Origin of the sequence: Actinoallomurus spadix, assembly GCF_024055725.1 — a bacterium.
Lineage (GTDB): Bacteria > Actinomycetota > Actinomycetes > Streptosporangiales > Streptosporangiaceae > Actinoallomurus > Actinoallomurus spadix.
The window spans coordinates 1-23,424 of the sequence record NZ_JAMXMX010000003.1 but is presented as its reverse complement, the minus strand read 5'-3'; the positions used below and the strand labels follow the sequence as shown (position 1 = coordinate 23,424).

The 23,424-nt window shown below is 72.1% G+C and carries 23 protein-coding genes and 1 tRNA gene; 19 read left to right on the top strand and 5 right to left on the bottom strand.

All coding sequences use genetic code 11. From position 1 onward, the window contains the following. Positions 1 to 37: 37 nt before the first annotated feature. Positions 38 to 523: a hypothetical protein gene (locus NE235_RS04285; protein ID WP_252799559.1), complete on the bottom strand. Its 486-nt coding sequence runs from the start codon at positions 521 to 523 to the stop codon at positions 38 to 40. A 94-nt stretch (positions 524 to 617) separates the two neighbouring features. Beyond that, complete coding sequence (locus tag NE235_RS04280; RefSeq protein ID WP_252799557.1) at positions 618 to 1,298, bottom strand: SDR family oxidoreductase; 681 nt, start codon at positions 1,296 to 1,298, stop codon at positions 618 to 620. Positions 1,299 to 1,425: 127 nt separating this feature from the next. Between NE235_RS04280 and NE235_RS04275 the strand changes: the two genes are divergently transcribed. Beyond that, entirely contained in the window at positions 1,426 to 2,019 is a 594-nt protein-coding gene (locus NE235_RS04275; RefSeq protein WP_252799555.1) for a TetR/AcrR family transcriptional regulator, read from the top strand. A gap of 215 nt (positions 2,020 to 2,234) precedes the next feature. Beyond that, complete coding sequence (locus tag NE235_RS04270; RefSeq protein WP_252799553.1) at positions 2,235 to 3,014, top strand: DUF6973 domain-containing protein; 780 nt, start codon at positions 2,235 to 2,237, stop codon at positions 3,012 to 3,014. A 104-nt stretch (positions 3,015 to 3,118) separates the two neighbouring features. On the opposite strand, the gene NE235_RS04265 is transcribed toward NE235_RS04270, so the two are convergent. Further along, on the bottom strand, positions 3,119 to 3,871 hold the full coding sequence (locus tag NE235_RS04265; RefSeq protein ID WP_252799551.1) for a GntR family transcriptional regulator: 753 nt from the start codon (positions 3,869 to 3,871) through the stop codon (positions 3,119 to 3,121). Positions 3,872 to 4,062: 191 nt separating this feature from the next. On the opposite strand from NE235_RS04265, the gene iolC reads away from it, so the two are divergent. The 10 genes from iolC (at position 4,063) to NE235_RS04215 (ending at position 13,981) form a co-directional block, all read left to right on the top strand. Next, positions 4,063 to 5,028, top strand: coding sequence for a 5-dehydro-2-deoxygluconokinase (iolC, locus tag NE235_RS04260; protein WP_406567533.1), 966 nt, complete (start codon positions 4,063 to 4,065; stop codon positions 5,026 to 5,028). Further along, positions 5,018 to 5,908 (top strand): Cgl0159 family (beta/alpha)8-fold protein, encoded by an 891-nt coding sequence (locus NE235_RS04255; RefSeq protein WP_252799549.1) that lies wholly within the window; start codon positions 5,018 to 5,020, stop codon positions 5,906 to 5,908. Before iolC ends, NE235_RS04255 begins: the two co-directional genes overlap by 11 nt. Further along, the gene (gene iolB, locus NE235_RS04250) at positions 5,905 to 6,762 is read left to right on the top strand and encodes a 5-deoxy-glucuronate isomerase (RefSeq protein WP_252799547.1); all 858 of its coding nucleotides are present in this window, start codon (positions 5,905 to 5,907) and stop codon (positions 6,760 to 6,762) included. Before NE235_RS04255 ends, iolB begins: the two co-directional genes overlap by 4 nt. Beyond that, on the top strand, positions 6,759 to 8,639 hold the full coding sequence (gene iolD, locus NE235_RS04245; RefSeq protein ID WP_252799546.1) for a 3D-(3,5/4)-trihydroxycyclohexane-1,2-dione acylhydrolase (decyclizing): 1,881 nt from the start codon (positions 6,759 to 6,761) through the stop codon (positions 8,637 to 8,639). Before iolB ends, iolD begins: the two co-directional genes overlap by 4 nt. A 15-nt stretch (positions 8,640 to 8,654) precedes the next feature. Beyond that, complete coding sequence (locus tag NE235_RS04240; protein ID WP_252799544.1) at positions 8,655 to 9,647, top strand: sugar ABC transporter substrate-binding protein; 993 nt, start codon at positions 8,655 to 8,657, stop codon at positions 9,645 to 9,647. Between the two features lie 20 nt (positions 9,648 to 9,667). Beyond that, entirely contained in the window at positions 9,668 to 10,720 is a 1,053-nt protein-coding gene (locus NE235_RS04235) for an ABC transporter permease (protein ID WP_252799542.1), read from the top strand. Then, entirely contained in the window at positions 10,717 to 11,607 is an 891-nt protein-coding gene (locus NE235_RS04230; RefSeq protein ID WP_252799541.1) for an ATP-binding cassette domain-containing protein, read from the top strand. Before NE235_RS04235 ends, NE235_RS04230 begins: the two co-directional genes overlap by 4 nt. A 16-nt stretch (positions 11,608 to 11,623) precedes the next feature. Beyond that, complete coding sequence (locus tag NE235_RS04225) at positions 11,624 to 12,784, top strand: Gfo/Idh/MocA family protein (RefSeq protein WP_252799539.1); 1,161 nt, start codon at positions 11,624 to 11,626, stop codon at positions 12,782 to 12,784. 115 nt (positions 12,785 to 12,899) lie between these two features. Then, positions 12,900 to 13,808 carry a polysaccharide deacetylase family protein gene (locus NE235_RS04220; protein ID WP_252799538.1) on the top strand — a complete coding sequence of 303 codons (909 nt, stop codon included), beginning with the start codon at positions 12,900 to 12,902 and terminating at the stop codon, positions 13,806 to 13,808. 96 nt (positions 13,809 to 13,904) lie between these two features. Beyond that, a tRNA-Pro gene (locus NE235_RS04215) sits at positions 13,905 to 13,981 on the top strand. A gap of 34 nt (positions 13,982 to 14,015) precedes the next feature. Here the strand turns inward: NE235_RS04215 and NE235_RS04210 are convergent. Continuing rightward, a complete protein-coding gene (locus NE235_RS04210) occupies positions 14,016 to 14,768 on the bottom strand; it encodes a TetR/AcrR family transcriptional regulator (protein ID WP_252799536.1) in 753 nt (250 codons plus the stop codon). 84 nt (positions 14,769 to 14,852) lie between these two features. Between NE235_RS04210 and NE235_RS04205 the strand changes: the two genes are divergently transcribed. Both NE235_RS04205 and NE235_RS04200 read left to right on the top strand, forming a co-directional pair. Beyond that, positions 14,853 to 15,794 carry an ATP-binding cassette domain-containing protein gene (locus tag NE235_RS04205; RefSeq protein WP_252799534.1) on the top strand — a complete coding sequence of 314 codons (942 nt, stop codon included), beginning with the start codon at positions 14,853 to 14,855 and terminating at the stop codon, positions 15,792 to 15,794. Then, entirely contained in the window at positions 15,791 to 16,612 is an 822-nt protein-coding gene (locus NE235_RS04200) for an ABC transporter permease (RefSeq protein WP_252799533.1), read from the top strand. Before NE235_RS04205 ends, NE235_RS04200 begins: the two co-directional genes overlap by 4 nt. Before the next feature lie 46 nt (positions 16,613 to 16,658). On the opposite strand, the gene NE235_RS04195 is transcribed toward NE235_RS04200, so the two are convergent. Then, entirely contained in the window at positions 16,659 to 17,423 is a 765-nt protein-coding gene (locus NE235_RS04195) for a FadR/GntR family transcriptional regulator (RefSeq protein WP_252799531.1), read from the bottom strand. 135 nt (positions 17,424 to 17,558) lie between these two features. Between NE235_RS04195 and NE235_RS04190 the strand changes: the two genes are divergently transcribed. The 5 genes from NE235_RS04190 to NE235_RS04170 form a co-directional block, all read left to right on the top strand. Then, positions 17,559 to 19,166, top strand: coding sequence for an ABC transporter substrate-binding protein (locus NE235_RS04190; protein ID WP_252799529.1), 1,608 nt, complete (start codon positions 17,559 to 17,561; stop codon positions 19,164 to 19,166). Between the two features lie 43 nt (positions 19,167 to 19,209). Then, on the top strand, positions 19,210 to 20,169 hold the full coding sequence (locus NE235_RS04185; protein WP_252799528.1) for an ABC transporter permease: 960 nt from the start codon (positions 19,210 to 19,212) through the stop codon (positions 20,167 to 20,169). Further along, on the top strand, positions 20,169 to 22,154 hold the full coding sequence (locus tag NE235_RS04180) for a dipeptide/oligopeptide/nickel ABC transporter permease/ATP-binding protein (protein WP_252799526.1): 1,986 nt from the start codon (positions 20,169 to 20,171) through the stop codon (positions 22,152 to 22,154). Before NE235_RS04185 ends, NE235_RS04180 begins: the two co-directional genes overlap by 1 nt. Beyond that, the gene (locus NE235_RS04175) at positions 22,151 to 23,164 is read left to right on the top strand and encodes an oligopeptide/dipeptide ABC transporter ATP-binding protein (RefSeq protein WP_252799524.1); all 1,014 of its coding nucleotides are present in this window, start codon (positions 22,151 to 22,153) and stop codon (positions 23,162 to 23,164) included. The genes NE235_RS04180 and NE235_RS04175 overlap by 4 nt, the downstream gene beginning before the upstream one ends. After that, positions 23,161 to 23,424 (top strand): dihydrodipicolinate synthase family protein (locus NE235_RS04170; RefSeq protein ID WP_252799523.1); only part of this gene is annotated, 264 nt, incomplete at its 3' end. The genes NE235_RS04175 and NE235_RS04170, both read left to right, overlap by 4 nt.

Sequence of the window (23,424 nt, the reverse complement as noted above, 5' to 3'; positions counted from 1 at the left end):
AGGCCCCGTGAACAGCGGTTCGCCCACCGCCGTTGCGTCAGGCGTCGTACTCGAGCTTGAACTCGGCGATCACGAGGTCAAGGGGCCGGTCGGCGTCGTGGGCGACCCGGAGGGCGAGCGGCACGTCCGGGGACACGAAGATCGCCCATGCCTTGGCGAAGCACTGCATCCCGGGCGAGGGCGGCCTGTGCTCCGTGCAGGTCGTGTCCGGCGTCCCGAGCGGGTCACGGACGAACTGGTCGCGGAACTCCGTCGCCGCGCCGCCCGCCGCGGTCTCCCACTGGATCATCGCGTACAGGCGGCCCCACGCGTCGTGCGCCGGCCGGATCAGCCCGCTCGCGGGGTCGGAGGGGAAGGGGTGGTCGGTGCCGTTCCGTGTCTGGGGGTGCATGTTGTCGGCGTCGTACGACTCGGCCGCTCCGTACGGGAAGCGGACGACGTGGTACGCGCCGCCGGCCGGGACGGACTGCGGGCCGCCGTCACGGTCGGCGTCGAACTTCAGCGAGCACACCCGCACCGCCACGGCCCCTCCAGCACGTCCCGGGGATCTTCCGGAGTCGGCATGATCGCGGGGGAGCGCCCGCCGGGTCAACCGGTGCGGGGCGTTCGATGGCGTCTCAGGCCACGATCGGCGCGGACAGGTTCGCCTTGACGTTCCGGCTGAGGCTGTCCGCGATGATCTCCGCGCTGTCCGCGGCGATTCCGTCCAGCGCGATCTCGGCGATCAATCCCGGGTCAGACTTGGTGGCCGTGATGCCCGCGGTCATGTCGGTCTCCATGTAGCCGACGTGCAGTCCCGCGACGAGGATCCCCTTGGGGCGCAGCTCCTGGCGCACAGCGTCGGTCATCGCCCACTCGGCGGCCTTGGCCGCCGAGTACGCGCCGGAGGCCGGGATGTGCAACCAGGAGAGCACGGACAGGATGTTCAGGATGGTGCCGCCGCCGTTGGCCTCGATGACCGGGGCGAACGCCCGGATCGTGGACAGTGTGCCGAAGTAGTGCGTCTCCATCTCCCGCCTCGCGTCCTCGACGTCGCCGCCGAGCAGGGACGCCTTGGTCGAGATTCCGGCGTTGTTGATCAGTAGGGTCGCGTCCGTCGCCGCGGCGGCCGCGTCTCGTACCGACGCCGGATCGGTGATGTCCAGCCGCAGCGGCACGGCGCCGGGCACGTCCACCGTCTCGGGGCGCCGGGCGGCGGCGTAGACCTTGGCCCCGCGCTCGACGAGCCGGGTGACCAGCTCCCGGCCGAAGCCCCGATTACCTCCGGTCACGACCGCGACCGAACCCTCGATGTTCATGATCTCTCCTTCCACGCCGAACTGCGATGAAGTGAATATGACCGGTCGTCTTAGATCTGTCAAGCGGCGCCCACCTGGGTTGACACAGAGGAGACGACCGGCCATATTGAGGCCGGAGGTGGTCGGCATGGGTAGGCGAGGCGTACGCGAGGAGATCGTCGAGGCGGCTCTCGAGCAGTTCCACGCCCAGGGCTACAACGCGGCGGGCGTGAAGGTGATCACCGATGCGGCGGGCGTGCCGAAGGGGTCGTTCTACAACCACTTCGACAGCAAGGAGGCGCTCGCCGTCGTCGCGCTCGAGCGGTACGGCGCCCGGCGTCACCTCCAGGAGCTGGTCGCGGGGGACGGCGAACCGCTGGCCCGGCTGCGGGCGCACTTCGAGTCGCTCCGCGACGCCGTCGTGGGAGCGCAGTTCACGCGCGGCTGCCTCGTCGGCAACTTCGGAGCCGAGATCGCCGACCACAGCCCGGTCATCCGCGAGGCCGTCCGCGAGGGCCTCGCGCAGTGGACGGACGCCGTTGCGGGCGCGCTCACCGAGGCCCGCGACGGCGGCGCCCTCCGCGCCGGCCTGGACCCGCGCGCCACGGCCGGCTTCCTCGTCAACGCGTGGGAGGGATCCCTCATCAGGGCCCGCGCGGATCGCTCGGCGGAGGCGTTCGACTCCTTCTTCACCCTCGTCTTCGACGCGCTCCTCCCGGTCGCCGACCCGCAGCCGGCCTGACCGGCGACGGTGCGCGGATCATCAACGTCGCGGGGGAGCGCCCGCCGGGTCGACCGGCGCGGGCTCCCCCGGTCAGGCGTCACCCGTGGGTCCGCCCGGACCCGTTCGTGCACATTTGATCGGCCTTGATTGTTCGGACGCTCCGGCCGGTGACGAACAAAGTCCCAGGTCCTACACCTGAGGGTGACCGCTCCCCCCGACAAGGAGGACCTGCCGTGAGACACCCCTCAGCCCGGATCGCCCGACCTCACGCGAACCCGTGGCGCGCCATCCTGACGCTCGCCCTCGTCATCGCGGCCACCATCGCGACGTCCACCGTCGCCGTCTGGACGACACCGGCCCACGCCGACCCGACCTCGCCCGGCGGCGACACCGGCAGCGCGCAGACGACCGTGGAAGGCACCGCCGACGGCACCGACGCCGCGGACGCCGACCCTTCACCCGGATACAAGAACTTCATCCAGAGAGGCTGGGACACCTACACCGCGATGACGCCACCGGAGAAGGCGGTGTGCGATGAGAACAAGGCCCAGTGCATCGTGGCCGGCCGGCCCTACTCGTTCGCGTACAACAACGCCGCCCAGGTGGCGGGGGTCACCGAGCAGAAGCAGGACGACAAGGCCGACGCGGCCCGGCACTGCGTATGGCAGCTGGGCCTGACGACCTGGTTCGGCGCGGACTACGCGAAGAAATGGGGGGACGCACACGAGCAGAACTCCGATGAGCCCCGCACGCATGCCATGGACCTGCACAACAACATCGTCGCCCGGTCCATGGCGGGCGACCCCACCCTGGTCGGCCTGGCCGATCTCTACAAGAAGACGAAGGCCCTCGACTCCTACGATCGGACCAATGACCGGATCCTCCAACTGTGCCGTGACGCGATCGCCCAGGCGGTCCAGGTCACGTACACGCCCGCGTCCAGTCCCGACCTCGCCCACCAGGTGACCCCCGACCCGGCCGACACGTTCGTGTACTTCACCGCCAACCCCTGACGGACGGCGGTCCGCGTACGGAACATCGCGGCCTTCGCGCCCCGCACCACGCACGTGGTGCGGGGCCTTCGTCCCGTGATCCGCGCGCTGCCCCGCCCGGCCGCTCAGCGTTCGACGAGGGTGAGGGCGAAGGAGTAACGGCCGGCGCGGTAGACGTGGCTGCCGTACTCCACCGGGCGGCCCTTGTCGTCGTACGCGAGCCGGGTCATGGTCAGCAGCGGGACGCCCCGGCGTTCGCCGAGCAGCCGTGCCTCGGCGGCGGTGGCGGCCCGCGCTCCGATCGTCTGGTGGGCGATGCGCAGGTTGACCCCGGTGGCGCGCAGCATCTCGTACAGGCCGCGGGCGGCCAGGTCCTCGGCGGTCAGGGCGACGAGGCCGGCCGGGAGGTAGTTCGTCAGCAGGGCGAGCGGTTCCTCGCCGGTCAGCCGGAGCCGCCGCAGGCGTACCACCTCCGTGCCGGGCGGCACGTCGAGCTCCCGGGCCACCGTCTCGCCGGCGGGCAGCGTGCCGAGCTCCAGCACCCGGGTGGCGGGACTGCGGCCGGCGGCGAGCAGGTCGTCGTACAGGCTGGTCAGCTCGATCGAGCGCCGCACCTGCGCCTGCACGACCTGGGTGCCGACGCCGCGCCTGCGGACCAGGAGGCCCTTGTCGACGAGGTGCTGGATCGCCTGCCGGATCGTCGGCCGGGACAGGCCGTAGCCGTCGGCGAGCCGGATCTCGTTCTCCAGGCGGCTCCCGGGCGGAAGCCGGCCGTCGTGGATGGCCTCCTCGAGCTGCCGCGCCACCTGGAAGTACAACGGGACGGGGCTGGCACGGTCCACCCGCACCACCGGGCGGTGGACGGCCGCTCTGCCCATGCCGCACCTCCGGGCGTTCCTCCCGAGGCCCGCTCGCCGGCGTCGTCGAGCGGTCGCTCCTCCTCCACGCTAATACGTCTTGATGTCAGGACAAACCCTTGACAGGCGGTCATCCCCTGCGGAGGCTGGGAACGCCGGTGAACGAACCGTGACACCGGTGACACGCCGGCGTGCCGGAGGTGATCCGTTCCGTGAGTCCGCACGATCTGATCACGATGGGCCGCGTCAGCGTGGACGTCTACCCCCTGCAGGTGGGCGTCCGGCTGGAGGACGTCGAGACGTTCGGCAAGTACCTCGGCGGCAGCCCCACCAACGTGGCGGTCGCGGCGGCGCGGCACGGCCACCGCACCGCGGTGATCACCCGGACCGGGGAGGACCCGTTCGGCCGGTACGTCCATACGGCGCTGCGGGAGTACGGCGTGGACGACCGGTTCGTCACGGCCGTCCCCGGCCTGCCCACCCCGCTGGCGTTCTGCGAGATCTTCCCGCCGGACGACTTCCCGCTGTACTTCTACCGGTATCCCAAGGCCCCGGACCTGCAGATCGAGGCCGGCGAACTGGACCTGCCGGCGATCCGCGCGGCCCGGATCTTCTGGGCGACGGTCACCGGCCTGTGCGACGAGCCGAGCCGTACGGCGACCCTCGCCGCGCTGGCCGCCCGGTCCCGGCGGCGGGACACCGTGCTCGATCTGGACTACCGGCCGATGTTCTGGCCGTCGCCGGAGGAGGCGGGCGGAGCGGTCCGGCGGGCCCTGGAGCACGTCACCGTCGCGGTCGGCAACGCCGAGGAGTGCGCGGTCGCCGTGGGGGAGCGGGAGCCGTACGCCGCGGCCGAGGCGCTGCTGGACCGGGGCGTCCGGCTGGCGATCGTCAAGCGCGGGCCGAAGGGCGTGCTGGCGGCGGCCCGTTCCGCGGCCGGCGGCATGGACGTCGTCGAGGTCCCGCCGGTCGAGGTGGAGGTCGTCAACGGGCTCGGGGCCGGGGACGCGTTCGGTGGGGCGCTCTGCCACGGCCTGCTCGCCGGCTGGGACGTCGAGCGGACCGTGCGCTTCGCGAACGCCGCGGGCGCGATCGTGGCCTCCCGTCTCGCCTGCTCGCCCGCGATGCCGGCCACCGGCGAGGTCGAGGAGCTCGTGGAGGCGACCGGTGATCACTGAGGTCTTCGCCGAACGGATCGCGGCGCTCACCGAGATCCGAGCCTCCCGGCCGTCGGCGGTCGCCGACGCGGCGGCGCGGCGCGTCCGGCGCGGGACGCTCCTCGGCCCGAACGGCCGCCTCATGATCGTGGCCGCCGACCATCCGGCGCGCGGGTCGCTCGGCGCGGGCGACCGGACCATGGCCATGGCGGACCGCCGGGACCTGCTCGAACGCCTCTGCCTCGCGCTCAGCCGCCCCGGTGTCGACGGCGTGCTCGCCGCCCCCGACGTCGTCGAGGACCTACTGCTGCTCGGCGCGCTCGACGAGAAGGTCGTGCTCGGCTCGATGAACCGCGGCGGCCTCGCCGGGTCGGCGTTCGAGATCGACGACCGGTTCACCGCGTACGACGCGCGCGCCATCGCCGACCGGCGCCTCGACGGCGGCAAGATGCTGCTCCGGATCGACGAGGCCGACCCCGCGACCGCCCGCGCGCTGGAGTCCTGCGCGGAGGCCGTCTCGGGACTGGCCGCCGGCGGGCTGATGGCGCTGGTCGAGCCGTTCATGTCCCAGCGGGTCGGCGGCCGGGTGCGCAACGTCCTCACACCCGAGGCCATGACCAGAGCCATCGCGATCGCCTCGGGGCTCGGGACGACCTCCGCGTACACCTGGCTGAAGGTGCCGGTCGTCGAGGACATGGAGCGCGTGCTGGCCGCCTCCACGCTGCCCGCCCTGCTGCTCGGCGGCGAGGTGCCCGACGACCCCCGCGCCGCGCCCGCCCGCTGGGAGCGCGCCCTGCGGCTGCCGACCGTGAAGGGCCTGGTCGCCGGCCGCACCCTGCTGTACCCGGCCGGCGACGACGTCGCCGGCGCCGTCGACGCCGCCGTGGAGGTCCTGGGTTGACGCACTACGTGCCCGCGGGCACCACCGGCACCCCGCCGTACGCCCTGGAGATCACCCCGGAGACCGCCGGCTGGACGTACTCCGCGCTGCGCGTCCTCGAACTCGACGGCGCGCACACCTTCGCGACCGGTTCGTACGAGACGCTCGTGCTGCCGTTGTCCGGGTCGTGCCGTGTCGCCTGTGACGGCGAGACGTTCGAGCTGGAGGGACGGCGGGACGTCTTCTCCCGCGTCACCGACTTCGCCTACGTGCCGCGCGACGCCGTGGTGACGGTGACGGGGCGCGGCCGGTTCGCGCTGCCCGCCGCGCGGTGCGAGAACCGCCTTCCCGCGCGGTACGGCCCGGCCAGGGACGTGCCGGTCGAGCTGCGCGGGGCGGGCCGGGCGTCGCGGCAGGTGAACAACTTTTGCACGCCGGAGGCGTTCTCGGCCGACAGACTGATCGCCTGCGAGGTGCTCACGCCCGGCGGCAACTGGTCGTCCTACCCGCCGCACAAGCACGACGAGGACCGCCCCGGCGAGAGCGTGCTGGAGGAGATCTACTACTTCGAGGTGGGTGGCGGGCCCACCGCGATGGCGTACCAGCGGGTGTACGGGACCGCCGACCGGCCGATCGACGTGCTCGAAGAGGTGCGCACGGGCGACGCCGTGCTGATCCCGCACGGCTGGCACGGCCCGTCGATGGCGGTGCCGGGCTACGACCTGTACTACCTGAACGTGATGGCCGGTCCCTCGCCGGAGCGCGCGTGGCGGATCTGCGACGACCCCGCCCACGCCTGGGTGCGCGGCACGTGGCGGGACGAGGAGATCGATCCCCGGCTTCCCCTCACCTCGACGACCGAGGAGGAGAGATGAGGCTCACCGTAGGACAGGCGGTCGTCCGGTTCCTGGCGGCGCAGTGGTCGGAGCGGGACGGGCGGGAGCAGCGGTTCTTCGCCGGCTGTTTCGGGATCTTCGGGCACGGCAACGTCGCGGGCGTCGGGCAGGCCCTGCTGGAGGCGCACCGTACGGGCGCGGCCGTCCTGCCGTACCACATGGCCCGCAACGAGCAGGCGATGGTGCACGCCGCCGTCGGCTACGCCCGCATGCGCGACCGGCTCGCGGCGTTCGCGTGCACGTCCTCGATCGGGCCCGGCGCGACCAACATGGTGACCGGCGCGGCGCTCGCCACCATCAACCGGATCCCGGTGCTGCTGCTGCCCGGCGACGTGTTCGCCACCCGGGTCGCCGACCCGGTGCTGCAGCAGCTGGAGGACCCCCGGTCCGGTGACGTGTCGGTCAACGACGCGTTCCGGCCGGTGTCGCGGTACTGGGACCGCATCGAGCGTCCCGAACGGCTCCCGTCTGCGCTGCTCGCCGCGATGCGGGTGCTCACCGACCCCGCCGAGACCGGCGCGGTCACCCTCGCGCTGCCGCAGGACGTGCAAGCGGAGGCCTGCGACTGGCCGGAGGAGCTGTTCGCGCGGCGGGTGTGGCATGTGCCCCGGCCGGTGCCCGAGCCCGCGCAGCTCGAACGCGCGGTCGCGCTGCTGCACGGGGCCGAGCGGCCGCTGGTCGTCGCGGGCGGTGGCGTGACCTACTCCGACGCCGCCGGTGACCTGCTCGCCTTCGCCGACGCGACGGGCATTCCGGTCGCCGAGACCCAGGCGGGCAAGGGCTCGCTGCCGTGGGACCATCCCTTCGCGGTCGGCGGCGTCGGCGCCACCGGCACGGCCGCCGCGAACGCCCTCGCCCGCGAGGCCGACGTGGTCCTCGGCGTCGGCACCCGCTACAGCGACTTCACCACCGCGTCCCGTACCGTCTTCGCCCACCCCGGCGTTCGTTTCATCAACCTGAACGTCGCGTCGTTCGACGCGGCGAAGCACTCCGCCGTCCCGCTGGTCGCCGACGCGCGGGCGGGGCTGCGGGCGCTCACCGAGGCCCTGGCGGGTCACCGCGTCGACGCCGCGTACGCCGATCGCGCGCGGCGGCTCGCCGAGGACTGGCGGCGGGTCGTCGACCGGGCCTACCACCTCGGGCACGGCCCGCTGCCGGCGCAGACCGAGATCCTCGGCGCGGTCAACGAGGCAGCCGGCCCGCGCGACGTCGTCGTGAACGCCGCCGGCAGCATGCCCGGCGACCTGCACAAACTGTGGCGGGCGCGAGACCCGCGGCAGTACCACGTCGAGTACGGCTACTCCTGCATGGGATACGAGATCGCCGGCGGCCTGGGGATCAAGATGGCCGACCCCGAGCGAGAGGTGTTCGTCCTCGTCGGCGACGGGTCGTACCTCATGATGGCCCAGGAGATCGTCACGGCGGTCGCCGAGGGGATCAAGCTGACGATCGTGCTCGTCCAGAACCACGGCTTCGCCTCGATCGGCGCGCTGTCGGAGTCGCTGGGCTCGCAGCGGTTCGGCACGAGCTACCGCTACCGGAACCCCGAGACCGGCCTGTTCGACGGCGACCTCCTGCCCGTCGACCTCGCGGCGAACGCCGCGAGCCTCGGCGCCGACGTGCTGCGCACGACGACCATCGAGGAGTTCCGCGCCGCGCTCGACCGCGCCCGGGAGTCGAAGGTCACGACCGTCGTCCACGTCGAGACCGACCCGCTCGCGCCCGCGCCCTCCTCGGACGCCTGGTGGGACGTCCCGGTGGCGGAGGTCTCCGCGCTCGACAGCACCCGCAAGGCACGGGCCGAGTACGAGGCCGCCAAGGCTGCGCAACGCCCCCACCTCGGCCCGACACAGTGAGGACGGAGAGACGCGATGCTTCGAACAGGTAGGCGGGCCGGCACCATTCTGGCCGCCCTGGCCCTCACCGTGACGGCGTGCAGCGGTCACGGCGGGAAGAAGGCCCAGGAGTCGGCCGCGGACACGGGCGCGGGCAAGGCGAACACCCCCCGGATGAAGATCGCCATGGTCACGCACCAGGCGCCCGGCGACACCTTCTGGGACATCGTCCGCAAGGGGGCCGAGGCCGCCGCCGCCAAGGACAACGTGCAGCTCGTCTACTCCAACGACCCGGACGGCGACAAGCAGGCCACTCTGGTGCAGAACGCCATCGACAGCAAGGTCGACGGCATCGCGGTCACCCTCTCCCACCCCGACGCGATGGCCGGCACCGTCAAGAAGGCCACCGGCGGGGGCATCCCGGTCGTCGTCCTCAACGCCGGCGTGGACGACTGGCAGAAGGTCGGCGCGCTGGAGTTCTTCGGCTCCGACGAGAGCCTCGCGGGGGAGAGCGCCGGGACGCGGCTGGGCACCGAAGGCGCCAAGCACGTCCTGTGCGTCCTGCACGAGCAGGGCTCGGTCTCGCTGGAGGCGCGCTGCGGCGGCCTGGCCAGGACGTTCTCCGGCAAGACGGACAAGGTGTACGTCACGGGGACCAACATGCCGTCGGTGCGGTCGACCATCGCGGCCAAGCTCAAGCAGGACAAGAGCATCGACCGGGTCGTCGCGCTCGGCGCGCCGTTCGCGCTGACCGCGCTGCAGTCGGTCAAGGACGCGGGCAGCGCGGCCAAGGTCGCGGCGTTCGACATGAACCCGGCCATGGTCAAGGCGGTCCAGGACGGCACGGTCGAGTGGGCCGTCGACCAGCAGCCGTACCTCCAGGGCTACCTCGCCGTCGACTCGCTGTGGCTGTACCGGACGAACGGCAACGTCCTCGGCGGCGGCAAGACGACGCCGACCGGCCCGTACTTCGTCGACAAGGGCAACGTGGCGGCGGTCGCCAAGTACGCCGCGCGCGGCACCCGGTAGCGATGGCCCCGGAGATCTCGATGAGCCAGGCCGCGGACACCGCCGCGCCGTCCCCGCCGGACGAGCGGCTCGCCCGGCGGTCGCCGCTCGCCCGGCTGCTGGCGCGCCCCGAGACCGGCTCGCTGGCCGGCGCGGTCGTCATCTACGTGTTCTTCTTCGCCGTCGCCCCACCGTTCCGCGGTCTCGACGCCCTCGCGACGATCCTGTACGCCAGCTCGACGATCGGCATCCCGGCGGTGGCGGTCGCGCTGCTGATGATCGGCGGGGAGTTCGACCTGTCGGCGGGCGTGGCCGTGACGAGCTCGGCGCTGGTCGCGTCGATGCTGAGCTTCCAGCTCACGCTCAACCTGTGGGTGGGGATCGCGGTCGGCCTCCTGCTGGCACTGGGTGTCGGCGCGCTGAACGGCTATCTCGTCATGAAGACCGGCATCCCGAGCTTCCTCGTGACGCTCGCGACGTTCCTCATGCTGCAGGGCCTGAACCTGGCCATCACCAAGGTGATCACCGGCAACGTCGCCAGCCCGGACATCGCGGACATGGACGGCTTCGGGGCGGCGCGGAAGGTCTTCGCCGCCGAGTGGAACCTCGGCGGCCTGTCCCTGCGGATCAGCGTGGTGTGGTGGCTGCTGTTCACCGCGATCGCGACCTGGGTACTGCTGCGGACGCGCGTCGGGAACTGGATCTTCGCGGTCGGGGGAGCGCAGTCGAGCGCGCGGGCCGTCGGCGTCCCGGTCCGGCGCGTGAAGATCGGCCTGTTCATGACGGTCGGGTTCCTGGCCTGGTTCACCGGCATGAACCTGCTGTTCTCCTTCACCACCGTCCAGTCCGGCGAGGGCGTCGGCAACGAGTTCCTGTACATCATCGCGGCGGTCATCGGCGGCTGCCTGCTCACCGGCGGGTACGGCTCGGCCATCGGCGCCGCCACCGGGGCGTTCATCTTCGGGATGACCACTCAGGGCATCGTGTACGCGGGCTGGAACGCCGACTGGTTCAAGTTCTTCCTCGGCGCGATGCTGCTCGGCGCCACCCTCCTCAACCTCTGGGTCCGCCGGCGAACGGAGGCCGCCCGATGAGCGACACGATGACCACGGGGACTCCGCTCGTACGGCTCACCGACTGCGAGAAGCGGTACGGCACGATCATCGCGCTGACCGGGGTGTCGCTGGAGGTGCACCCGGGCGAGGTGACCTGCGTGCTCGGCGACAACGGCGCCGGCAAGTCCACCCTCATCAAGATCATTTCCGGTATGCACCAGGCCGACGCCGGAACGTACGAGGTCGCGGGCGAGCCCGTGCGCTTCACGTCCCCGCGCGAGGCCCTCGAACACGGCATCGCGACGGTGTACCAGGACCTCGCCGTCGTCCCGCTCATGCCGGTCTGGCGCAACTTCTTCCTCGGCTCGGAGGTCCGCAAGGGCGCCGGCCCGCTCAGCCGGCTCGACATCCGGTTCATGCGCGACACCACGCGCACGGAACTGCGCAACATGGGCATCGACCTGCGCGACGTCGACCAGCCGATCGGCACCCTGTCCGGCGGTGAACGCCAGTGCGTCGCCATCGCCCGCGCCGTCTACTTCGGCGCCAAGGTGCTCATCCTCGACGAGCCCACCGCCGCGCTCGGCGTCAAGCAGGCCGGCGTCGTCCTCCGCTACATCATGCGGGCCCGGGCGCGCGGCCTCGGCGTCGTGTTCATCACCCACAACCCGCACCACGCGTACCCGGTCGGCGACCGGTTCCTGCTGCTCAACCGGGGACGCCCGCTCGGCGCCTACACCAAGGACGAGATCACGCGGGAGCGGCTCACCACCCTGATGGCCGGCGGCGAGGAGCTCGAGCAGCTCAGCCACGAACTCGAAGGGGCGGCCGCCGCCGACGCCGATCTCGGCCGCGTCGCGGAGGAGCTCGAGCAGGACGTCGCCGAGCTGTCGGGCCGGACCGCGCCGCCCGAGCAGGGCGCCTGAGCCCGAGGGAGGAACCGTGCCGGAACGAGTACTCGGCGTCGGGGTCATCGGCGCCGGGTGGATGGGGCACGTGCACGCCCGCGCGTACGCCCGGCTGCCCCACCACTATCCGGAGCTGGGACTCCGGGCGCGCCTGGTCGCCGTGGCCGACACGGTCCCGGCCCGGGCCGAGGACTTCGCCGCGCGGTACGCCCCGGATCGGATCCACGCCGACTGGGCGGCGCTGCTGAAGGATCCCGGGATCGACGCGGTCAGCGTGACCGCGCCGAACGCCTACCACCGCGACATGGCGGTGGCGGCGGCGCGGGCGGGCAAGCACCAGTGGATCGAGAAGCCGGTGGGCCTGACCGCCGGCGACGCCCGCGCGGCGGCCGAGGCCGCCGCCCGGGCGGGCGTCCAGGCGACCGTCGGGTTCAACTACCGCAACTTCCCCGCCGTCGCCCGCGCCCGCCGCCTCATCGCCGAAGGCGCCATCGGGACGCCGGCCCACGCCCGCGTCACCTTCCTCACCGACTACGCCGCGCACCCCTCCGGCGCGCTCACCTGGCGGTTCCTGCGGGCACAGGGTGGCTCGGGCGTCCTCGGAGACCTCGCGTCCCACGGCGTCGACCTCCTGCGGTTCCTCCTCGGCGACGTCGAACGGCTCGTCGCCGACACGGCCGTGTTCGTGCCCCACCGGCCCCTCACGGCGCCCGGCGGCAGCCACTACACGGTCGTGGACGCCCCGGGCGGGCCGACCGGCGCCGTGGAGAACGAGGACTACGTCTGCGCGCTGCTGCGGACACGCGGCGGGGTCCGGGTCACCCTGGAGGCGGGGCGCACCGAGGCGGGCGCGCAGAACGCCTACGGCTTCGTCGTGCAGGGCGGCGAGGGGATGGTCGGCTGGGACTTCCGGCGCGCCGGAGAGCTGACGGTCTCCGCGGGCGGGGACTACCGGAACCAGCCCGCGGAGAGGGTGTTCCCGGGGCCCGGGGACGGCGAGTACGCGCGGTTCCAGCCGGGAGCCGGGATCGTGATGAGCTACGACGACACCAAGGTGATCGAGGCCGCCGCCTTCCTGAGAAGCATCGACGAGGGAGCGCCGTACGGGCCGACCCTGGAGGACGCCGTACGCGCCGCCGAAGCCCTGGAGGCGATGGCACGGTCCGCCGCCGACGGCACCTGGGTCCGCCTCTGAACCGGTTTGTGATCTTCCTCCGTGATTCACCGTGGAATCCGGTACCGGCTCGGTAAAGTCGCTGCCACGTCCGGCCCGCGTACCGGCGCGTCACCCCCCACCTGACGAGGAACCGATGTCCCTCAGCCGCCGTGCCGTACTGGCCGCCGCGGTCACCACCGCGCTCGCCGGCTGCACCCGCTCGGCCACCGGCGCCGCCGGCGGCCCCGCGACCCCGGGCACCGCCGGGAACCCCACGACTCCCGGCTCACCCGGATCCACGCCGAAGGGCGGCGCGCCGCGACCTGTGGGGCGCACCACCGGGGCGACGCCGCCCGCGGTGACCCGCGCGCAGATCGTGGCGCGCTACCGCCACGCCAAGCCCCGGCACTGGAGCCTGGAGACGCCCGGGATCGTCCGCGCGCTGCCCACCACCGAGCGCGTGATCGCGCTGACCTTCGACGCCTGCGGCGGACCCGGCGGTGACGGCTACGACCGGCGCCTCATCGACTTCCTCCGGCGGCGGGAGGTGCCGGCGACGCTCTTCCTGAACTCCCGCTGGATCGACGCCAACCGGGCGGTCTTCCGCGAACTGGCCCGCGAGCCGCTGTTCGAGATCGCCAATCATGGCACCCGCCACCGCCCGCTCTCGGTCAACGGGCGGTCCGCGTACGGCATCGCGGGCACGCGCGACGCCGGCGAGGTCTACGACGAGGTCGCCGGGAACCGCGCGAAGCTCACCCGGTCCCTGGGCGCCCCGCCGCGCTTCTTCCGCCCGGGAACGGCGTACTCCGACGAGATCGCGGTCCGCATCGCCGCCGACCTGGGCGAACGCGTCGTCGGCTTCACCGTCAACGGCGACGGCGGCGCGACCCTCGGCCCCGGCGAGGTCCGCCGCACCGTCGCGAAGGCCCGGCCCGGCTCCATCGTCATCTGCCATATGAACCACCCCGAGGGCGGTACGGCCGAGGGGATCATCGGCGCCGTCCCGCACCTCCTGGCCTCGGGGCACCGTTTCGTCCGCCTCTCCGACCAGGTGCACTGACCTCGGGAAGGCCGGCGTGATCGTCCGGCGTTTCCTCCGATGCGCGAAGAGGTCGCCGTCTGCGCTAGAGTTGTTCCGCTCGCTCGCGGCGGGCACCGGGACGTGGCCTAGCTTGGTAAGGCGTCTGACTGGGGGTCAGAAGATCGTGGGTTCAAATCCCGCCGTCCCGACCAGGTGATGTCGCAGGACATCGCAAGCCCTCCGGACCTACGGGTTCGGGGGGTTTTCGCTTTCCGGCCCGGCCGTTGAGGGGAGGGCGGCGGCGATGCAGTCCAGGACGCGCTCCAGGCCGTACCGGAACTGTTCGTCGCGGCTCAGGTGCGGCCGGCGCGCCTCCATCACGATCTTGGTGAAGATGGGGTACTCCCCGCTCTCCAGCAGCTGCCGGACGCGCGGGGAGCTCCGCGCCATCCACTCCGACTCGCTGAGCCCGCTGCGGCGGAGCTCCTCGGCCGCGCTGACCTCCTCGCGGACGGTGCCCTCGACGTAGCCGGTCAGGATGGCCATGAGGCCGAGGTTCTCGTCGATGGGGACGTGAGCGTCGAGGGTGCCCATCACCCGTTCGATCAGGCGCAGCTGGTTGGGGCCGAGGCCGGGGAGTGACCGGTGCACGGTGGCGATCCACGGGTGCCGCAGCCACATGGCCCGGACCTCGTTCGCATAGCGCGTCAGGTCCGCGCGCCAGTCGCCCGAGGGCATGCCCTCGACGTCGATCTCGCCCATCAGCCGGTCGGCCACGAGCGCGATGAGGTCGTCGCGGCTCGGGACGTACCGGTAGAGGGACATCGCGCCGGCGCCGATCTCGGCGGCGATGCGCCGCATGGTGGCGGCCTCCAGCCCCTCGGTGTCGGCGATCCGGATGGCGGCCTCGGTGATCTGCGCGCGACTGTAGGCCGGCTTCGGCCCGCGGGCCGGGCGCTCGGGCCGCATCCAGATGCTCACGTACTCGGCGTCGCTCACGGTCCTCCCCTCACTTGCGTACATCGTACCCAGTGACCTAGCCTCGTCGGCATAACCGCGTACGACGTACCCAGTGGAGGGATCGTGACGGATCCGATCGTGTTCGCCGAAGGGCTGCGCAAGTCCTTCGGCGACGTTCAGGCGCTGCGCGGCCTGGACCTGAGCATCCCGAGGGGAAGGGTCTGCGGCGTGCTCGGGCCGAACGGCGCGGGGAAGACGACCGCGGTGCGCATCCTGGCGACCCTGTCCGACCCCGACGCCGGGCACGCCCGCGTCGCCGGGTACGACGTCGTCCGCCAGGCCGGGGAGGTGCGGGCCCGGATCGGGCTCGCGGGCCAGCACGCCGCCGTGGACGAGAAGCTCACCGGCCGTGGCAACCTGCGCATGTTCGGGCGCCTCTCCCACCTGTCCCGGCGCGCGGCGCACCGCCGGGCCGACGAACTGCTCGAACGCTTCGGCCTGACGGACGCCGCCGATCGCCAGGTCGCCGGCTACTCCGGCGGCATGCGGCGCCGCCTCGACCTGATCACCAGCCTCATCCTGCGCCCCGAGGTGCTCTTCCTGGACGAGCCGACGACCGGCCTCGACCCGCGCAGCCGCGGCGAGATCTGGGACAGCGTCCGCGAACTGGTCGCGGACGGCACCACCGTGCTGCTCACCACGCAGTACCTGGACGAGGCCGACCGGCTCGCCGACGACATCGCCGTCATCGACCAGGGGCGGGTGATCGCCACAGGCACTCCCGACGAGCTGAAGGCCACGATCGGGGACCGCCTCGACGTCGTCGTCGAGGACCCCGCCGCGCTGCGTCCGGCCGCCACCGTGCTGACCACCCTGGCCGGGACCGCCCCCGCCACGATGGACGCCGACCGGCTCAGCGTCGTCCTGCCCGGCGGTCTCCGCCTCGCCGACGTCGTGCGCGAGCTCGACCGTTCGGGGGTCGCCGCGGCCGACGTGCGACTGCGCCGCCCCACCCTCGACGAGGTGTTCCTGCGCCTCACCGACCGGAAGGAGCCCGTCCGATGACCGCCCTCACCCCGCCGGCGGACCACCGCCTGCGCTGGACCCTCATCGACGGGCTGACCCTGGTCGGCCGCGAGCTGGGACGGCTGCGGCAGAACCCGGGAGAACTCATCGCCGCGCTGATCTTCCCGGCCGTCATGGTCGTGCTGTTCGGGTACGTGTTCGGCAGCGCGATCCAGGTGCCGGGCGGCGGGAACTACCGCGAGTACCTCATGCCCGGGCTGTTCGCGATGGTGACCTTCTCGGCGGTGATGGGAGTCATGGTGCGGGTCGCCACCGACGCCTCCCGGGGCGTGATGGACCGGTTCCGCTCCATGCCGATGGCGCGGTCGGCGGTGCCGTTCGGGCAGACCGGCGCCGACTCCCTGACCGGTCTGCTGTCGCTGGCCATCATGGTGGGGGCGGGCCTGCTGGTGGGCTGGCGGCCCCATCGCGGCCTGGTCCCCACGGCCGAGGCGTTCCTGCTGATAACGCTGCTGCGGTACGCGTTGAGCTGGGCGGGCGTCTACGTGGGCCTGGTGGTGAAGAACGACCAGATCGCCGATCAGATGGTGCCGCTGTTCTTTCCGGTCACGATGCTGTCCAACGCGTTCGTCCCGACGGGCGGGATGCCAGGGTGGCTGCGGTTCCTGGCCGACTGGAACCCGGTGAGCGCGCTCACCGCCGCCTCGCGGGACCTGTTCGGCAACCCCGGTGCTCCGTCCGGGCACCTGACCTGGCCGCTCGCGCATCCGGCGGCCACGGTCCTGCTCTGGTCGGCCGCGCTGCTGGTGGTCTTCGTCCCCCTGTCGGTCCGCACCTACAGGCGCAGGGGCCGGTGAACAGGCGCCGCCGGCCCGCCCTGGGCCGGCGGCGCCCTGTCCACCCTCAGTCGTCGCGGAGGCGGGCGAGGCGGGTGCGGATGCCCGCGAAGTGGGCGATCATCGCCGCCTCGACGGCGTCCCGGTCCTCGGCGATGACCGCGGCGTAGATGTCGCGGTGCTTGCGGGCGACGTACTCCGGGGTCTCGTCCGGGGCGCCGAGCTCGTTCCTGAGCTGGTGGAAGACCTGCCAGAAGGCGCCGAGGAGCCGGCCGACCAGCGGATTGCCCAGCGGCCGGTAGAGCGAGTCGTGGAAGAGCCGGTCGGTCTCCGGGGAGACCACGCCGACGAGCGCCTCGGCCTCCATCCGCTCCAGTGCCTCGCGGGCGGGGGAGAGCAGGTCGGCGAGGCCGGCGCCGCCGTGCCGGTCGATCAGGCGGGCGGCCAGGCCGTTCTCCAGGAGTTCGCGGATCTCGATCAGGTGGGCGAGGTGGCTCTGCTCGTCCTGTGGCCCGATCCGGCTGTGGAAGGCGAGTTCGTCGACCAGCCCGTTCAGGGACATCTGGCCGACGAACGTGCCAAAGCCGTGGCGGATGTCGACGATGCCGACGGCCTGCAGGGCTTTTAGGGCTTCGCGTACCGAGTTGCGCCCGATGTCCAGTTCTTGCATAAGCTCGGTCTCTGTCGGCATCGGATCTCCGGCGGTCAGCCCGCGCCGGACGATCAGCTCTTTGACCGCCTCCTGCACCTCGAGCGATCGGCTGAGCCGGCGGCTACGGGCGGGAGCCGGCCCACCGGGCTCGGCGAGGGGGCGATCGTCACGCAACGACACGGACATCTCCTGGTCATGCTCTTGACGCGAAACGTAACGGACTTCTAGTCTCCGACGCTATCAGAGATAGGACGTGGGACGTCCCACCTCCACCCCCATCTCGTGCCTGCCTGACAGCCCACACCGGGAGACACCGTGAGCGCTCCGCGATCCCCCTTCAGCCGCCGCGACTTCCTGCGCTACAGCGGGATAATGAGCGCCGCGGCCGCCCTCTCCAGCACGATCTCCGCCTGCGGCGGCCCCGCCTCGACCGGCTCGGCCGGCTCCGGCGGGAACAAGGACCTCGTCACCGTGGTCATCGGCTACGGCAACGACCAGAGCTGGGACCCGACCATGAGCGCGTCGGCGTTCGCGATGGCCGGCAACAACCACATCTACGAGGGGCTGGTCGACACCGACCCGATCACCCGCGCGCCGTACCCCGCGCTGGCCACGGCCCTGCCGTCGGACCCCTCGGCGACCACGTGGCGGTTCACGCTGCGGCAGGGCGCCAAGTGGCACGACGGGCAGCCGGTCACCGTGGACGATGTGCTGTTCACCTTCGACCGCGTGCAGGACTCCTCCACGCTGGTGTCCTCCTTCTTCACCACCTGGCTGAAGGAGGTCCGCAAGGTCGACGCGACCACGGTCGAGCTCGTCTTCAAGTTCTCCTTCCCGGACGCGCTGCAGCGGCTGACCATCGCCAAGATCATGCCCAAGCACGTCTTCGGGCAGCCGGGCGGCTGGGACGCGGCCAAGAACGGCAAGGCGGTCGGCTCCGGCCCGTACAAGATGACCGCGCACCACCCGAAGTCCAACACCACCTTCGAGGCGTTCGCCGACTACAACGGCCCCCGCAAGCCGGCGATCAAGAAGATGAACTGGCTGTCGATCGTGGACGCCTCGGCCCGGGTCGCGAAGATCTCCGGCGGCGGCGCGGAGGCGCAGATCGCCGACAACGTGCCGTACGCCAACATCGACCAGCTCCGCAAGCAGGGGCTGACCGTCGAGGGCGGCAAGGGCATGAACCACATGTTCCTGATGTTCAACACCGGCCAGAAGCCGTTCGACGACGTGCGGGTGCGCCAGGCGCTGCTGTACGCCATCGACACCAAGAAGATGATCGACGTGGCGCTGAAGGGCCACGGCACACCGGCCAGCAGCTTCCTCAACAAGGAGAACCCGGCGTACGCGCCGGCCAAGACGGTCTACGGCTACGACCCGGACAAGGCCAAGTCGCTGCTGGCCGCCGCGGGCGTGAAGAACCTGTCGGTCAACCTGATGGCGGTCAACGTGAGCTGGATCGCCGACTGCCTGCCGACGATCGCCAACTCCTGGAACGCCATCGGCGTCAAGACCTCGCTCGAGCCGCAGGACACCAGCGCGCTGTTCACCAAGATGGACCAGTCGCAGAGCTACCAGGTCGTCGCGGCCGCCTCGAACCCCAACCAGTTCGGCCTCGACGCCGACCTGATCCTGCGTTACAACTACACGTCCGGCGGCACCTGGATGAAGTACACCAAGTGGGACAAGAGCTCGGACGCCAAGGCCCTCTTCGCGCTGATGGACCGGGCGACCCGGGAGCCGGACAAGACCAAGAAGCTCGAGCTGCTGCACCAGTACCTCGACGTCATCGCCGAGCAGGCCGTGCTCTACCCGGTCCTGCACACCGAGCTGATGACCGCCTGGAACCCCAAGAAGCTCACCGGCGTCCGGCCGCAGGCGTACCCCGGCGTCAACCTGCTGCAGGCCAAGCGCCTCTGAGCGCCCGCCTCCGTACCCCGATCCGATCCCTCAGGAGGCACCCGTGGCAGCGATCGCCAGAATGCTGGTGCGCCGCGTCCTCATCCTGATCCCCCTGTTGCTGGGCGTGGTCCTGTTCGTCTTCATCATCATGCGGTTCTCCGACAACAAGCCGGAGTACGCCTACTTCCAGGGCGCCAACCCGACCGCCGAGCAGATTCATCAGTTCCAGGTGGAGAACGGCCTGCTCGACCCGCTGCCCGTGCGTTACGTACGGTTCGTCGGCCAGCTGCTGCACGGCGACATGGGAACGAGCGCGCTCACCAAGGCGCCGGTGCGCAGCTCCGTCGCCACCGCCCTGCCGCTGACGCTCCAGCTGACGCTGTTCGGCGTCGTCATCGCGATCGTGCTGGCCGTGCTGTTCGGCGTCGTCGCCGCGATCTTCCGGGACCGGTGGCCGGACCAGGTCATCCGCCTCGTCTCGCTGGTCGGGGTGGCCTCGCCGGCGTTCTGGCTGGCGCTGCTGATGACCCAGTACCTGGCGGTCGACCGCGGCTGGTTCCCGACCGGCGGGTACATCAACCCGGCCGACTCGGTGAGCGGCTGGCTGCGGTCGCTGACGCTGCCGGCGTTCGCCCTGTCGCTGCCCATCGCGGCGTACCTCACCCGGATCATCCGCACGTCGATGGTCGAGGAACTCGACAAGGACTACGTGCGCACCGCCATCGGCAGCGGCCTGCCGCCCGTCGTCGTGGTCGGGCGCAACGTCCTGCGGAACGCGCTGATCAACCCGCTGACCGTGCTCGGCCTGCGGGTCGGCTACCTGCTCGGCGGCGCGGTCGTGATCGAGACGATCTTCGCGTTGCCCGGCATGGGCCAGCTCATGATCACCGCGGTGCGCAACGGCGACCCGGCGGTCGTCCAGGGCGTCGTGATCACCATCGCGGTCGGCTTCGTCGTGGTCAACCTCCTCATCGACGTCCTGTACCTGCTGGTCAACCCCCGACTGAGGAGCGCCGCCTGATGCGCAGTGGACTGGCGGACCGACTGTCCCGCGCGGGCATCGGCTTCCGGCGCCTCGGCCCGGCGTCCTGGATCTCCCTGGGCGTCGTGGTCGTCATCATCCTCGCCGCCGTGCTCGCCCCGGTGCTGGCGCCGCACTCGCCGTACGTCCAGGAGGCCGGCGGCGGCGGTCCCAGCACGTCGCACTGGATGGGCCTGGACAGCGCCAACCGCGACATCTTCGCGCGCCTGCTGTACGGCGCGCGCTGGTCACTGGTGATCGGACTGGGCGCGACCGCCATCGCGCTCGTCGCCGGTGCCGTGATCGGCGCGGTCGCCGCGACCTCCCGGCGGTCCGTCGACGAGGCGATCATGCGCACGCTCGACGTGATCATGGCCTTCCCCGGCATCGCGCTCGCCGCCGTGCTCGTCGCGGTCTTCGGCGGGAGCATCCCGGTATTGGTCCTGGCCATCGCCTTCCTCTACATGCCCTCGGTGGTCCGCGTCGTCCGGGCCAACGTCCTGGCCCAGTACGGCGAGGACTACGTCGCGGCCGAACGGGTCATCGGCGCCCGCGCCCCGCACATCCTGATCCGGCACGTGGCCGTCAACTGCGCCGCCCCGATCCTGGTGTTCTGCACGGTGATGGTGGCCGACGCGATCGTGTTCGAGGCGTCCCTGTCGTTCGTCGGCGCGGGCGTGCGCCCCCCGGACCCCTCCTGGGGCAGCGTCATCGCCGACGGCCGGAACATGGTGCTCACCGGCGGCTGGTGGGCGACCGTCTTCCCCGGCCTGCTGATCCTCATTACGGTGCTCGCCCTCAACATCCTCGCCGAGGGCGTCTCCGACGCCTGGGCCGCGCCCGCCACGCGCCCGGCCGAGACGACCGGGGCCGGCACCACGCGGCGGGCGGCGCCCGGCCCCGTCACCGAGCTCACCGAGCTCACGGGGCTGGCCGAGGCCGCCCGGCGCCTCGCCGAACGCGCCCGGCCGCTCCCGGACGGCGAGCCCGTCCTGCGGGTGAGGGACCTGCGGGTCGGCTTCGACGACCGCCACGACGGCGTCGACATCGTCGACGGGATCTCCTTCGACGTACGGCCGGGGGAGGTGCTCGGCCTGGTCGGCGAGTCAGGCTGCGGCAAGTCCCTGACCGCGCTGACGATCATGGGGCTGCAGCCGCGCGGCGCGCGGGTGCGCGGTGAGATCGGCTTCGACGGCCGCGACCTGCTGGCGATGCCCGCGCGGGACCGGCGGCGGCTGCTCGGCCACGACATGGCGATGATCTACCAGGACGCGCTGTCGTCGCTGAACCCGGCGATGACCGTACGGGCACAGCTCAAGCAGGTCGTCCGGCGCGGCGGCCGGCGCTCCCCGGCGGAGCTGCTGGAGCTCGTCGGCCTGGACCCCGCCCGCACGCTCTCGTCGTATCCGCACGAGCTGTCCGGCGGGCAGCGCCAGCGCGTGCTCATCGCGATGGCGCTCTCCCGCGACCCCAAGCTGATCATCGCGGACGAGCCGACGACGGCGCTGGACGTCACCGTCCAGGCGCAGGTGATCGAGCTGCTGCTGCGGCTCCGCGAGGAACTGGACTTCGCGCTCATCCTCGTCTCCCACGACCTCGCGCTGGTCGCCGACGTCGCCGACCGGGTGGTCGTCATGTACGGCGGGCAGATCGTCGAGAAGGGCGCGACCCCGGACGTCGTCGGGAACCCCGCGCACCACTACGCGCGCGGCCTGCTGGGCTCGGTGCTGTCGCTGGAGTCCGGCGCGGAGCACCTCACCCAGATCCCCGGCGTCGTGCCCTCACCCGCGGACTTCCCGGCCGGCTGCCGGTTCGCCGACCGGTGTCCCGCCGCGACCGAGGTCTGCCACACCGAGACGCCACGCCTGGAGGGACGGGACCGCCTGCACGCGGTGGCCTGCCACCACCCGGCGGCCGACGTCTCGGCCTCCCTGTCCGCCGCCGGCGCGGCCGCCGCGCCTGCCGACCCGCCGGAGGGCTCATGAGCACCCAGGGAATCGTCGAGCTGACCGACGTCCACGTCGTCCACAAGGCACGCTCCGGCGGCCTGTTCACCCGCGACCGCGTGTACGCGCTGACCGGCGCGGACCTGACCGTCCACCCCGGTGAGACGATCGGCGTCGTCGGCGAGTCCGGGTGCGGCAAGTCGACCCTCGCCCGGGTGCTGGTCGGCCTGCAGCGGCCGGCCGCCGGCACCGTCGCCTTCGAAGGACGCGACGTCTGGTCGATGTCCGGCGCCGCCCGCCGCGAGGCCATCGGGTCGAGCATCGGCATGGTCTTCCAGGACCCGTCCACGGCCCTGAACCGCCGCCTGCCGGTCCGCCGGATCCTGCGCGACCCGCTCGACGTGCAGCGCGCCGGCACCCCGGCCGAGCGGGAGGAACGCGTCCGCGAGCTCATCGACCTGGTCGGCCTGCCCGCGAGCGCGGCGGACCGGCTGCCCGCCCAGCTGTCCGGCGGGCAGCGGCAGCGGGTCGCGATCGCCCGCGCCCTCGCGCTGCGACCGCGGCTGCTGGTCGCCGACGAGCCGACCAGCGCGCTCGACGTCTCGGTCCGTGCGCAGATCCTCAACCTGCTGCAGGACCTGAAGGAGCGGTTCGGCCTCGCGATGGTCTTCGTGTCCCACGACATCCAGACCGTGCGGCGGATGAGCGACCGGGTCGTGACGATGTACCTCGGCCGGATCGTCGAGCAGGCGCCGGCCGGGGCCGTGCCGGGCGCGGCCCGCCACCCGTACACGCGGGCCCTGTTCTCCGCCACGCCGGGGCTGCTGTCCCCGATCGACCCGATCCCGCTGACCGGCCCGGTCCCGTCGGCGACCCGGCCGCCGTCCGGCTGCCCCTTCCGCACCCGGTGCTGGAAGGCCGACGAGACCTGCGCCGCCGAGATGCCCGCCCCGGAGGAGAACGCCGGTGGCTTCTTCCGCTGCCACCATCCGGTCCTCGCCGGCGCCACCGACCGCGAACTCATCACCCAGACACAGGAGAACTCATGACGAACGCCGCACCGTCGTCCGGCGTCATCCCGCCCGTCTGCACCCCGCTGACCCCGGAGCGCGAGGTGGACACCGCCTCGCTGACCCGGCTGGTCGACCACCTCCTGGAAGGCGGCGTGCACGGGCTGTTCGTCCTCGGGTCGTCCTCGGAGGTGGCGTTCCTGCCCGACCGGCACCGCCGGACCGTGCTGGACATCGTGCTCGGCCACGTCGCGGGGCAGGTGCCGGTGCTGGCGGGTGTGATCGACATGACCGCGCCC

Coding starts and splice junctions, on each gene's coding strand:
- iolD (WP_252799546.1), top strand. CDS start 6,759: ATGAGGCTCACCGTAGGACAGGCGGTCGTCCGGTTCCTGGCGGCGCAG.
- NE235_RS04235 (WP_252799542.1), top strand. CDS start 9,668: ATGAGCCAGGCCGCGGACACCGCCGCGCCGTCCCCGCCGGACGAGCGG.
- NE235_RS04220 (WP_252799538.1), top strand. CDS start 12,900: ATGTCCCTCAGCCGCCGTGCCGTACTGGCCGCCGCGGTCACCACCGCG.
- NE235_RS04175 (WP_252799524.1), top strand. CDS start 22,151: ATGAGCACCCAGGGAATCGTCGAGCTGACCGACGTCCACGTCGTCCAC.
- NE235_RS04230 (WP_252799541.1), top strand. CDS start 10,717: ATGAGCGACACGATGACCACGGGGACTCCGCTCGTACGGCTCACCGAC.
- NE235_RS04265 (WP_252799551.1), bottom strand. CDS start 3,871: ATGGGCAGAGCGGCCGTCCACCGCCCGGTGGTGCGGGTGGACCGTGCC.
- NE235_RS04280 (WP_252799557.1), bottom strand. CDS start 1,298: ATGAACATCGAGGGTTCGGTCGCGGTCGTGACCGGAGGTAATCGGGGC.
- NE235_RS04180 (WP_252799526.1), top strand. CDS start 20,169: ATGCGCAGTGGACTGGCGGACCGACTGTCCCGCGCGGGCATCGGCTTC.
- NE235_RS04275 (WP_252799555.1), top strand. CDS start 1,426: ATGGGTAGGCGAGGCGTACGCGAGGAGATCGTCGAGGCGGCTCTCGAG.
- NE235_RS04200 (WP_252799533.1), top strand. CDS start 15,791: ATGACCGCCCTCACCCCGCCGGCGGACCACCGCCTGCGCTGGACCCTC.
- NE235_RS04240 (WP_252799544.1), top strand. CDS start 8,655: ATGCTTCGAACAGGTAGGCGGGCCGGCACCATTCTGGCCGCCCTGGCC.